The organism is Mycobacterium sp. URHB0021 (genome assembly GCF_054057895.1).
Genome location: NZ_JBSRZT010000002.1, coordinates 7,787,331 through 7,799,507, shown reverse-complemented (window position 1 = coordinate 7,799,507; position 12,177 = coordinate 7,787,331). Strand labels below are relative to the sequence as shown.

At 65.6% G+C, this 12,177-nt stretch carries 10 protein-coding genes; 3 read left to right on the top strand and 7 right to left on the bottom strand.

Features of this window, described 5'->3' with window-relative positions:
• Positions 1-48: 48 nt before the first annotated feature.
• Positions 49-1,464 (top strand): condensation domain-containing protein, encoded by a 1,416-nt coding sequence (locus tag ACVWWN_RS40270; protein WP_457148877.1) that lies wholly within the window; start codon positions 49-51, stop codon positions 1,462-1,464.
• Between the two features lie 128 nt (positions 1,465-1,592).
• Entirely contained in the window at positions 1,593-4,526 is a 2,934-nt protein-coding gene (locus ACVWWN_RS40265; protein ID WP_457149461.1) for an MMPL/RND family transporter, read from the top strand.
• A gap of 18 nt (positions 4,527-4,544) precedes the next feature.
• Here ACVWWN_RS40265 and ACVWWN_RS40260 read toward each other — a convergent pair whose 3' ends face one another.
• From ACVWWN_RS40260 to ACVWWN_RS40245, 4 genes are all read right to left on the bottom strand, one after another.
• On the bottom strand, positions 4,545-4,838 hold the full coding sequence (locus ACVWWN_RS40260; protein ID WP_457148876.1) for a putative quinol monooxygenase: 294 nt from the start codon (positions 4,836-4,838) through the stop codon (positions 4,545-4,547).
• A 48-nt stretch (positions 4,839-4,886) separates the two neighbouring features.
• Positions 4,887-5,975 (bottom strand): PE-PPE domain-containing protein, encoded by a 1,089-nt coding sequence (locus ACVWWN_RS40255; RefSeq protein ID WP_457148875.1) that lies wholly within the window; start codon positions 5,973-5,975, stop codon positions 4,887-4,889.
• Positions 5,976-6,084: 109 nt separating this feature from the next.
• Entirely contained in the window at positions 6,085-6,735 is a 651-nt protein-coding gene (locus tag ACVWWN_RS40250) for a GAP family protein (protein WP_457148874.1), read from the bottom strand.
• 19 nt (positions 6,736-6,754) lie between these two features.
• A complete protein-coding gene (locus tag ACVWWN_RS40245) occupies positions 6,755-8,497 on the bottom strand; it encodes an AMP-binding protein (protein ID WP_457148873.1) in 1,743 nt (580 codons plus the stop codon).
• Positions 8,498-8,677: 180 nt separating this feature from the next.
• Here ACVWWN_RS40245 and ACVWWN_RS40240 point away from each other — a divergent pair, with 180 nt between their 5' ends.
• Positions 8,678-9,169, top strand: coding sequence for a flavin reductase family protein (locus tag ACVWWN_RS40240; RefSeq protein ID WP_457148872.1), 492 nt, complete (start codon positions 8,678-8,680; stop codon positions 9,167-9,169).
• 11 nt (positions 9,170-9,180) lie between these two features.
• Here the strand turns inward: ACVWWN_RS40240 and ACVWWN_RS40235 are convergent, their stop codons facing one another.
• The 3 genes from ACVWWN_RS40235 to ACVWWN_RS40225 all read right to left on the bottom strand — a co-directional run bounded on the left by ACVWWN_RS40235 (position 9,181) and on the right by ACVWWN_RS40225 (position 12,177).
• Positions 9,181-9,336, bottom strand: coding sequence for a hypothetical protein (locus ACVWWN_RS40235; protein WP_457148871.1), 156 nt, complete (start codon positions 9,334-9,336; stop codon positions 9,181-9,183).
• A gap of 109 nt (positions 9,337-9,445) precedes the next feature.
• Positions 9,446-10,198, bottom strand: a complete 753-nt coding sequence (locus tag ACVWWN_RS40230; RefSeq protein WP_457148870.1) for a succinate dehydrogenase/fumarate reductase iron-sulfur subunit — start codon at positions 10,196-10,198, stop codon at positions 9,446-9,448.
• Entirely contained in the window at positions 10,198-12,177 is a 1,980-nt protein-coding gene (locus ACVWWN_RS40225) for a fumarate reductase/succinate dehydrogenase flavoprotein subunit (RefSeq protein ID WP_457148869.1), read from the bottom strand. Before ACVWWN_RS40225 ends, ACVWWN_RS40230 begins: the two co-directional genes overlap by 1 nt.

The window sequence follows — 12,177 nt, the reverse complement described above, 5'->3', positions numbered from 1 at the left end:
GCCGGGTGGACACCGCCCTGTCGAGGGCGTATCGATCGAGGAGGAGCGTTGCGTGTAGGGCCATTGATAGTAGGAACACCCGCGGACTGGACGCCGGCCGCGGGATCGGTCACCACGTGGCACCCGTCGCCCGCGGCGCGTGAGGCGGCGTCGCGCGCGCCCGTGAGTGACGTGCCGGTCAGCTACATGCAGGCGCAACATCTGCGCGGCTACTGCGATCAGCTGGAGAAGGGGCTCGACTATTCGCGGCTGATGGTGGTCAGTTGTGACGCCCCCGGGCAGTGTGATGTACGGGCGATGGGCTTCGTCATCAACACGCACCTACGGCGGCACGACACCTACCGCAGCTGGTTCGAATACACCGACGACGCACGTTTCATCCGGCACACGATCGAGGATCCCGCCGACATCGAATTCGTGCCCAAGCGTCACGGCGCGATGACAGTGGACGAGGCGCGCGAACACTTGGTCAACACCCCCGATCCCCTGCAGTGGGATTGCTTCCGCTACGGGGTCATTCAGGGCACCGACCATTTCACGTTCTACGCGAGCATCGACCACGTGCACGTCGACGCGATGATCGTCGGCACCACGCTGACCGAGTTCTACATGAACTATCTCGCGCTGACGGGCGGCGATCCTCCGCTGGCGCTGCCCGCTGCGGGTAGCTACGACGAGTTCTGCGTCAAGCAGCGGTCGTTCACCTCCGCGCTGACCCTGGAATCCCCCCAGGTGCGGGTGTGGACCGAGTTCGCCGAGAACAACCGCGGCAGCATGCCCGACTTCCCGCTGCCCCTGGGTGACCCGTCGGTGTACTGCGAGGCCGACATCGTCACCATGACGATGATGGATGCGGAACAGACTCACAGGTTCGAATTGGCGTGTACCGCGGGGGGCGCCCGCTTCATCGGCGGTGTGCTGGCGTGCAGTGGTCTCGCCGAATACGAATTGGTCGGCGCCGAAACGTATTACGGGCTCACGCCGAGCGACACCCGGCGCACGCCGACGGATGCGTTGACGCAGGGCTGGTTCACGGGGCTCGTTCCGATCACCGTCCCCATCGCCGGATCGACATTCGGTGACGCCGCGAAGACCGCACAGGTCGCGTTCGACGGGGGGCTGAGCCTGGCGGAGGTGCCGTATGACCGCGTGCTGGAACTGGCGCCCGCACTGGTCAAGCCGCGGCCCAACTTCCCGGTGGTGAACTTCCTCGATGCGGGCACCGCTCCGCTCTCGGTCTTGCTCACCGCCGATCTGGACGATTTGAACATCGGCATTTACAGCGACGGCCGGTACTCGTATCAGCTGTGCATCTACGTCATGCGCGTCGCCGAGCAGACCGCGGTCGCGGTGATGTTCCCCGACAACCCGATCGCACAAGAGTCCGTTGCCGTGTACCTGGCCGCGTTGAAGTCGGTATTCGAACGTGTTGCCGAGAACGGACATTGGCGAAATGTCGCCTGATTGTGGACTGTTCCTCGACCTGATCGTCCGGAGGTGAGCGCATCTTCGGCCGGCTAGGCAAGATCATCACCCGGTGGCCAGGGGTGGTCATCGGATGCTGGGCAGTGCTCGCACTGCTGGTGCCGCTGATGCTGCCGTCGCTGACGGATATGTCGCAGCGGAACCCGGTTGCGCTGCTTCCGGCGGATGCACCCTCGACGGTCGCCTCCAAGCAGATGACCGAGACCTTCCACGAATCGGGGTCCGACAACGTACTCGTGGTCCTGCTGACCGACGAGAAGGGGTTGGGGCCCGCGGACGAGCAGGTCTACCGCACGCTGGTCGACCGGCTGAAGATGGACACCCGGGATGTCGTGATGCTCCAAGAGTTCACGACCACACCGCAATTGCGCGAGGTGCTCGGCAGCAAGGACGGCAAGGCGTGGATTCTGCCCGTCGGCCTGGCGGGCGGGGTGGGCACACCGGAGGCCTACACCGCATACAGCAACGTCGCCGACATGGTGAAGCGGACTGTCGACGGCACGTCGCTCACCGCGAACCTGACCGGACCGGCGGCCACCGTCGCCGACCTGACCGAGGCCGGCGCGAACGACCGGATGCCGATCGAGTTGGCGATCGCCGTCATGTTGTTGATCATCCTGACGGTCATCTACCGCAATCCGGTCACCATGATGCTTCCGCTCCTCACGATCGGCGCATCGCTGATGACGGCTCAGGCGGTGGTCGCCGGAGTCTCGCTGATGACCGGGCTGCCGATCTCCAACCAATCGATCGTGCTCTTGAGTGCGATGATCGCCGGTGCGGGGACGGATTATGCCGTCTTCCTGATCAGCCGTTATCACGACTACCTGCGGCTCGGCGAGGATCCGATACGAGCGGTGCAGCACGCGCTGGTCTCCATCGGCAAGGTGGTCGGCGCGTCGGCGGCCACCGTCGGCATCACCTTTCTCGGCATGGGCTTCGCGAAGCTCGGGTTGTTCTCCACGATCGGTATCGCGTTGGCGTTGGCCATCGGTATCGCGTTCCTCGCCGCGGTGACATTGCTGCCCGCCATCCTGGTGCTGGCCGGCCCGCGGGGCTGGGTCCAACCGCGCAGTGAGCGCACCGCCGTCTTCTGGCGCAAGACCGGTATCCGGATCGTGCGAAAGCCGGTGCGCCACCTCGTCGCGAGCCTGGTCGTGTTGATCGCCCTGGCCAGCTGCGCCGGTCTGGTCCGCTACAACTACGACGACCGTAAGGCGCTGCCCGCCTCGATGGAAAGCTCCGTGGGGTATGCGGCGCTGGACCGCCACTTTTCGGTGAATCAGGTTATCCCGCAGTACCTATTCATCCAGTCGCCGAACGACCTGCGAACGCCGCGGGCCCTTGCCGATCTGGAGCAGATGGCCCAGCGCGTCAGCCAGGTGCCCGGGATCGCCTCGGTACGCGGAATCACGCGACCGAGCGGCGAATCGCTGGAGCAGGCCAGGGCCACCTATCAGGCGGGGGAGGTCGGTAACCAGTTGGGCGGCGCGTCCGACATGATCACCGGACGAACCGGCGATCTCAACCGGTTGGCCTCCGGCTCCGACCAATTGGCCGACAGCCTGGGAGACGTTCGCGGCCAGATCACCAAGGCCATGTCCAACGTCGGTGGCCTGGTGGATGCGCTGACCTTCATTCAGACCATGACGGGCGGCGGCAAGGCGCTCGGCGATCTCGGTAGCGCCGACCGCCTGATCTCCGGGATGCGCTCGCTCGGCGACACAATGCAGACGACATTCGGCACCATGGCGACCGATTTCCAGTGGATCGACCCCGTCGTGGTCGCGCTCGACGCCAGCCCGTACTGCGACAACAGCGTCATCTGCAGTAATGCGCGAGGACAGTTCCACAAGCTCCAGATCGCCAGGGACGACGGAACACTCGACCGGCTTTCGAGCATGGCCAAGCAGTTGCAGTCCGCGAATCCCCTTTCAAGCCTTGCGTCGATGGTGACCGGACTGACCAAATCGATGAATTCCATTTCCGGCTCGCTGCATTCGCTCGGGTTGGACACTCCGGGCAGCGCGCGAACGCGACTGGTCACCGTGCAGAAGGGCGCGAACGACCTGGCCGGCGCGAGCCGGCAGATCGCCGACGGGGTGACGATGCTCGTCGACCAGACCAAACAGATGGGCGCCGGTCTGTCGCAGGCCTCGGAGTTCTTGATGGCGATGGGCCAGAACGCATCCGAGCCGTCCATGGCGGGGTTCAACCTTCCGGCCGAGGTGCTCGACACCGACGAGTTCAAGAAAGCCGCCCAGATCTTCATCTCACCGGACGGCCATGCGGCGCGGTATTTCATTCAGACCAATCTCAACCCGTTCAGTACCGAGGCGATGGACCAGCTCAACGAGGCCATCGATGCCGCCCACAGTGCACAACCGAACACCACGCTCGCTGGTGCGAAGGTCTCGATCTCGGGCTATCCGGCGACGCTGCGCGACACCCGCGACTATTACCAGCATGACCTCCGGCTGATCATGGTCGTGACCGTGGCCGTGGTGTTGCTGATTCTCATGGCGCTGCTCCGCGCGGTAGTCGCGCCGCTGTATCTGGTGGGAAGCGTGATCCTGTCCTACCTGTCGGCGGTCGGCATCGGTGTTCTTGTGTTCCAATACCTGCTTGGACGCGAACTACATTGGAGCGTTCCCGGTTTGGCGTTCGTGGTACTGGTTGCCGTCGGCGCGGACTACAACATGCTGCTCGCCTCACGACTGCGCGACGAAGCCCCTAACGGCCTGCGCTACGGCGTGATTCGCACCGTGCGTTACACCGGCGGGGTGATCACGGCCGCGGGTCTGATATTCGCCGCGTCGATGTCGGGCTTGCTGTTCTCCAGCATCGACACGGTGGTGCAGGCCGGCTTCGTCATCGGCGTCGGAATCCTGCTCGACACCTTCGTGGTGCGCACCACCACGGTGCCCGCGATCGCCACGCTGTTGGGCCGGGCCGGCTGGTGGCCGGCACGCCCATGGCAGGGAAAGCGGTCGATCGAGGACCCGCCGAAGAAGAAAGAGACCGTCTTCGACAAGGTGTGACCGTGACGGTCTCCGACCTCAGATGTCCGTGGTCGCGTACCTCGTTTTGACCGCGGGCGCGGCCAGCAACGGCGGAAGTTCGGTCAGGCGCCCTTCGCCGGCGCGAAAGCTACGGTAGGCCTCGTCGTGCTCGACGGTCTCCCAGAGCTCGTAGATCAGCCAGTGCGCTTCGTCGTCCTCATCGACGAGCACGTCCGTGCCGAGGTTTCCTTCGAACGCCCGGGTGACTTGCAGCGCGCGGCCCATGACATCGCGTGCCGCAGCGACGGATTCGGGCTTGAGTCGCAGTTCCAATGTCACTGTGACGGGCATGGTGGTCTCCTCACTTGGGCATCAAGGATCGCGCAGGCAACCAGCGGGTCAGGGCAGCGGCGGCATGAAACTGCGCACCGTGGCGAACGTGTCCTCGATGGTGCCGCGGGTAGCCGGATCGAGGCTGCCGATCGGGTCCATCCCGCGGACCGGATCCACCGAGGTCGGCCGGTTCAACGGATTGTCATAGCGGGAGTAGCCGGCATCGACCTGAGGTTGCAGCACGGCGTCGATCGAATCGACGAAACCCGGCGACAGGCCCAGATAGCGCAGCGGCAGTGTCAGGGGCAGATGGTTGACCGGGATCAGATAGGTCGTCTCCGTGGCGCCCTTGGAGTTGACCGTCGTCTTCATGTTCTGCGGCGGCACCATGTCCGGTCCGGTGAATGCAGCAGGAGTGTGCACGATCGCCGACGCGGCGAGCGCGTTGGCGTCGGCCCACAGGTTGTCCGGCCGGTCCGGGAAGTCGGAGAGGCCGTCGTAGGTCGCGATCACCCTGTTGCTGTTGTATTGGCTCTCGACCGGTTTCGGCATCGTGTAGTCGATGAACGGGATGTAGCTGCCCGGCGGGAAGAGGCCTGCCAGGAAGCTCTGTCCGAAGCCGTGATGTCCGGTCGGGTCACCGATCGTGGTGAACTGCAGTTTGTCGGGCGGCGGCGCCTTGGGATCGTTGGCCAGCCTCGCCTGCTCCTGATCGAGGGCGAGCGTGCCCTGGGACAAGCCGACGGCGGCGGCGGGGGCGCCGTTGCTGCGGATCGCCTTGTCGAGGCTGGTCGTCGCGTCCTTCGCGGCCACCCCGATGGTGACGTTGTCTCGGGGGCCCGGCGGCAGGAACATGCTCGGCACCCAGCTGAACGGTGCACCGGCGGGATAGTCGATGAGGTCACGTTTGGCGTGGGGGAAGTAGTCCGAACCCGCCCGCATCGTGTAGTCGTACCAGGGAATGCCCGGCGCCCGGGCGCCGCCAAGGGCGTAGACCACCTGTGCGGTCGACTGGTCACCCACCGGTGACGGGGCCGGAGTACCGGAGGTGTTGTTCCACGGAAGCGCGGGTTCGGCGATCGCGATGCCGAGCCCGAGTCCGCCCGAGGCGGCAACGACCCCCACTGCGACGGCTCCCGCGAGTAGTCGTCTCATCTAGTCTTTCGCCTCCGGTGCACGAAAACCTCGATCAAATCCCGGTTTACGGCCGCTACGTTACCGCGCCTTTCTGGGAAGCGGGCGGCGGCAACGCATGTTCTGCCGGTCACAGACCCGCGATCCCGGCGATCAGCAGGACAAAGCCGACCACAGCCAGCAGCGAGGCCACCTCGCGGCGACGACGTGCCCGGATCCAGTCGTGCAGCGAGGCCGTCAGCGCCCGCGTCCGCTCAGGAGCCACGAGGTAGGCGAGCAGTGGAATCTCCACGAGTGCAAATGCCACGATGTTGAACGTCAACAGCGCGGCGACCTGTGTCGAGGCGACCGCCCCGGAGGCCATGATGACCGCCAGCGCCGCCAGGTAGTCGACGGACGGCAGCGCGATGCCCAGGCCGGCCACTCCTGCGACCCACAGCGACCGTCCGGTCCGCAGTCGACGCGCCCGTGCCGCCAGTTTGCCCTTGCGCTCGGCGCGTCCGCCCAGCACTTCGGTGGCCACCACCACCGCCGCGACCAGTGCCACCACCCCGATCACGATCTGCACCTTGGGCAGGGTGAAGTGCGTCGCACTCGGCAGCACCGGGCGGAACACGAAGAGCACCGCCAGGCCGACGGAGGTGCCCATGACGAAGCCGCCGGCCAGGAAGGCGAGCAATTGCAGCATCGGCCGCGGCCTGTTCAGCATCACGACAGTCATCCCGATGCGGAACGGTTCCAGGCTCACCGCGATGGCCATCACCAAGACGGTGATCCACATGGATAAGGCCGGCGCGGCCCTAGACGTCCAACCGGGCGAACTGTTCGGCCCGGTACAGCTCGACGCAGGAGGCGCGGCGGATCTTGCCGCTCGTGGTGGTGGGAATCGTGCCGGGGGCCACGAGCACCAGATCGGCGGGGTTCAGCCCGTGCGATGTCAATATCGCCGAGCTGACGTCCTTTTTGACGACGCTGAACTGCTGCTTCACCTCGTCGTCGGACGCGCCGCGTTTCTTGAGCTCGATGATGGTGACCAGTTTCTCGGTGTGGTCGACCGGAATCGAGATCGCGGCGACCCGGCCGTGGGTGATCTCTTGGACCGTGGCCTCGATGTCCTCGGCGTAGTGGTTGCGCCCGTAAACGATCAGCAGATCCTTGATCCGGCCCACGATGAACAATTCGTCGTCGGACATGAAGCCGAGGTCGCCGGTGCGCAGCCACGGTCCTGCGGGCGTGCCCGGTGACGGGTCCACGATCATGCCGCCGAACGTGCGGGCCGTCTCCTCCGGCTTGTTCCAGTAACCGGCGGCGACATTGTCGCCGCGCACCCAGATCTCGCCGACCGTGTTCGCCTCGCATTCGACACCCGTGTCGGGGGCGACGATCCGCACGATCGGCGACTTCGGCACGCCGTAGCTGAGCAGCGGGCTGCCGGAACCCGTCGCCACCCGTGCCGCCGTACCGGCGGCCAGCTTCTCCGAGTCGAAGTCGACCACCTGCGGCGCATCGCGGGTCTCCCGGGTCGCCACATAGACCGTGGCCTCCGCCATCCCGTAGGACGGCGTCATCATGCTGCCCCGGAAACCGAAGGGGGCGAACCGGTCGCCGAACCGCTTCAGGGTGGCCGGGTGTACCCGCTCGCTGCCACTGACGATGGTCAGCACATCGGACAGGTCGTATCCGATCATGTCGTCGTCGGAGGTCTTCCGGATGGCGAGTTCGAAGGCGAAGTTCGGTGCGGCCGAGTAGGCGCTGCTGGCTTTGGCCATCGCCTGGATCCACCGGGCCGGGCGCTGCAGGAAAGCCATCGGGCTGGTGATCTCGGTGTGGAAGCCGCCGAGGATCGGGGCGATGACCCCGAGCATCAGCCCCATGTCGTGGTAGAAGGGCAGCCAGGTGACGAGCGTGGTGTCGGGCGGCGCCATGCCGCCGCGCTCGGGAAAGTAATCGGTCATCAGCTGCTTGAAGTTGGCCGCGAGGTTGTCCTCGGAGATCATCACGCCGGCCGGGACCCGGGTCGATCCCGACGTGTACTGCAGGTAGGCGGTGGCAGGCGCATCCCTGAGGCGGGGGGCCGAGCCGTTGCGGCCGTCGAGGTCGAGGGCATCGACCGCGATGACGACGGGTGCTGTGGAGGACGACTTCAGCTCCGCCACGTACTCGGCGACACTGGGTGCGACCTCCGACGTTGTCAGGATGACCGACGGTGTGGTGTCGGCGAACACGGCACTCACGCGTTCGTCGTGGGATCCGACCTGCGGGACCGACAGGGGGACGGCGATCCGCCCCGCCTGGATCGCGCCGATGAACGCCACGATGTAGGACAGTCCCTGCGGAGCCAGGATCACGGCGCGGTCGCCGATCGATCCCTGCTTGCTGATCTCCAGCGCGACGTTGACCGCCCGTCGATAGGCTTGCGACCAGGTCAGGCTCTCGGGAACGCCGTCCCAGTCCCGGTCGTAATCGGTGTAGGTGAAGGCGATGTCATCGGGTTGCAGACCGGCGCGCTCGCGCAGCACGGAGAGGATCGACGGCAAGGGCATGCGCGTCAGGTTACCGCCCGTCCTCTGGCGGTGGTCTTGGCGACGTCGAGGGCTGCCGCCGGGCAATCGACTTGTATTCACAGCGATTCCAAAGGTGCACGGCAGGTCGGTGGTCAGTGTCGAACCGGGCGGCCATCACGCACGTGGTCGGGTCGGCAGACCCGTGTGATGATGGAAGTGATGAACAACGACCGCACGAATCTCCAACCCTCGTCGCTCCGGGATGCTTTCGGATATTTCCCGTCCGGCGTCATCGCGATCGCCGCCGAGGTGGACGGAACCCTGGTGGGATTGGCCGCCAGCACCTTCGTGCCCGTGTCTCTCGAGCCGCCGCTGGTGTCGTTCTGTGTGCAGAACACCTCGGAGACCTGGCCGAAGCTCAAGGACGTGCCCTCGCTGGGGATCAGCGTGCTCGGGGAAGCCCACGACGAAGCCGCTCGCGCGTTGGCGGCCAAGACCGGCGACCGGTTCGCGGGCCTGGAGACAGTCTCGCGGGAATCCGGTGCGGTGTTCATCGCCGGAACCAGCGTCTGGGTGGAAAGCGCTATCGAGCAGCTGGTGCCAGCGGGCGATCACACCATTGTCATCTTGCGCGTCGACGATATCGTCGTTCATGCCGATGTGGCGCCAATCGTGTTTCACCGCAGTACATTTCGCCGACTCGGTGCCTGACGGAACCGCGATTACGGACGGGCGCTGAGCTCTTCGCGGTAGCCCTGAACGCGGCGCTCCAGTTCGGCAGCGTCGTCGGGCCGCCCTTCCTTGCGGGCCAGCACGGCCCGTGCGCTCAGTTCGCGGATCGCCGTGCGAATGTCGCTGATGCTGTGAGACCCTCGCATATTCACAGTGCTGCCTTTCGCCGTTGATTGGCCGCAGTTGTCAGCTGCCGATCGGACCGGCAACTCCAGACCGAGGGTACCCGCGGAACGGCGTCGTCTACACGGTCTTCTAGTCCCTTCTGAACAGCTTGTTCCCGAGCCAGACCACAGGGTCGTACTTGCGGTCGACCGCCCGCTCCTTCATCGGGATCAGCGCGTTGTCCGTGATCTTGATGTGTTCGGGGCATACCTCGGTGCAGCACTTGGTGATGTTGCAGAAGCCGAGGCCGTTCTCGTCCTGGGCCTGTTCGGGGCGTCGATCGAGGACGTCCAGCGGGTGCATGTCGAGCTCGGCCTGCCGCATCAGGTAGCGCGGGCCGGCGAACGCCTTCTTGTTCTCCTCGTGGTCGCGCACCACATGGCAGGTGTTCTGACACAGGAAGCACTCGATGCACTTACGGAACTCCTGCGACCGGTTCACGTCCTCTTGCATCATCCGGTACTCGCCGGGCTGCAGATCCTTCGGCGGGGTAAAAGAGGGTATCTCCCTGGCCTTTTCGTAGTTGAAAGAGACGTCGGTGACCAGATCGCGGATCACCGGGAACGCCCGCAGCGGCGTCACCGTGATGGTCTCGGCCGGTTCGAAAGTCGACATCCGCGTCATGCACAGCAGCCGCGGCCGTCCGTTGATCTCGGCCGAGCACGACCCGCACTTGCCCGCCTTGCAGTTCCACCGCACGGCCAGGTCACCGGTCTGCGTCTGCTGCAACCGGTGGATGATGTCGAGCACCACCTCGCCCTCGTTGACCTCGACGGAATAGTCCTGCAGTGCACCGCCGCTGTCGTCGCCGCGCCACACCCGCATATTCGCCTGGTAGCTCATCAGCTTCTCCTTGCCGGGTGGTTGGCGAGTTCTTCGGGGGTGAAGTACTTCTCCAACTCTTCGATGTCGAGGATCTCGAGCAGATCGTCCCGCATCGGCACCTGATCCTCTTTTGTCACGCTGACGTCGGGGACGACCACGTCACCGGACCCGTCGGTCCCATGGTCGGCGGTCCGGCATACGAGCAGCGTCCTACGCCACTGCGCGTCCATCGACGGGTAGTCGTCGCGGGTGTGTCCGCCGCGGCTCTCGGTTCGTTCGAGGGCGGCCTTGGCCACGCACTCGCTGACCAGCAGCATGTTGCGCAGGTCGATGGCCAGGTGCCAGCCGGGATTGAACAGCCGGTGGCCCTCCACCTTGACCCTCTTGTAGCGTTCCCGCAGTTCCACGAGCTTGTCCATGGCCTCGGTGATCTCCTCGGCCTTGCGGATGATGCCGACCAGCTCGTTCATCGTGTCCTGCAGGTCGAGCCACACCGTGTACGGGTTCTCCGGCGCGTCGCCGTTGCTCGGACCCTCGAACGGCGCGAGCGCAAGCCTCGTGGCGTCCTCGACGGCCGATTCCGGCACCGTGGGGCGATCGGTGAGGCCGCGCACGTAGTCCGACGCTCCGAGACCCGCCCGTCGTCCGAATACCAACAGGTCCGACAGCGAGTTGCCGCCGAGGCGGTTGGAGCCGTGCATGCCGCCCGAGCACTCACCCGCCGCGAACAGACCCGGCGTCTTGGCCGCGCCGGTGTCGGGGTCGACCTCGATCCCCCCCATGACGTAGTGGCAGGTCGGCCCGACCTCCATCGCCTCCTTGGTGATGTCGACCTCGGCCAGCTCCATGAACTGGTGATACATCGACGGCAGCCGCCGCTTGATCTCCTCGGCGGGCAGCCGTGACGCGATGTCGAGGTAGACGCCGCCGTGCGGGGAGTTGCGTCCGGCTTTGACCTCGGAGTTGATTGCGCGGGCGACCTCGTCGCGGGGGAGCAGGTCGGGGGTGCGGCGCGCGGAATCGTTGTCCTTGAGCCACTGGTCGGCCTCGTCGATGCTCTCGGCGTACTGGCCTTTGAACACCTGCGGGATGTAGTCGAACATGAACCGCGTGCCCTCGGAGTTCTTCAGCACTCCGCCGTCGCCGCGCACACCCTCGGTGACGAGGATGCCCTTGACGCTGGGCGGCCAGACCATTCCGGTGGGGTGGAACTGGATGAACTCCATGTTGATCAGCGTCGCGCCGGCCCGCAGTGCCAGCGCATGCCCGTCGCCGGTGTACTCCCAGGAATTCGACGTCACCTTGTAGGACTTCCCGATGCCGCCGGTGGCGAGCACGATCGCCGGCGCCTCGAACACGATGAAGTTGCCGTTCTCGCGCCAGTATCCGAAGGCGCCGGCGATTCTTTTCTCGCCGCCGATCTCGTCCACCATCAGATCGGTGACCGTGCACTCGGCGAACACCTTGATGCGCGCCTCGTAGTCGCCGAGCTCGGCCTTGTCCTCCTGCTGCAGCGAGACGATCTTCTGCTGCATGGTGCGGATGATTTCCAGGCCGGTGCGGTCACCGACGTGGGCCAACCGCGGGTAGGTGTGACCGCCGAAGTTGCGCTGGCTGATCCGGCCGTCCTGGGTGCGGTCGAACAACGCGCCGTAGGTCTCCAGTTCCCAGACGCGGTCCGGCGCCTCCTTGGCGTGCAGTTCGGCCATCCGCCAGTTGTTGAGGAACTTGCCACCGCGCATGGTGTCGCCGAAGTGGACCTGCCAGTTGTCCTTCGGGTTAGTGTTGCCCATCGACGCCGCGCAGCCGCCCTCGGCCATCACGGTGTGCGCCTTGCCGAACAACGACTTGCAGACCACCGCGACCTTCAAACCGCGCTCGCGTGCCTCGATGACCGCACGCAGACCCGCGCCGCCGGCACCGATCACGACCACGTCGTATTGATGCCGTTCGGCTTCCGATGAGCCGCTTGCGCGAAGAGCCTCCGGCTCAGTCAT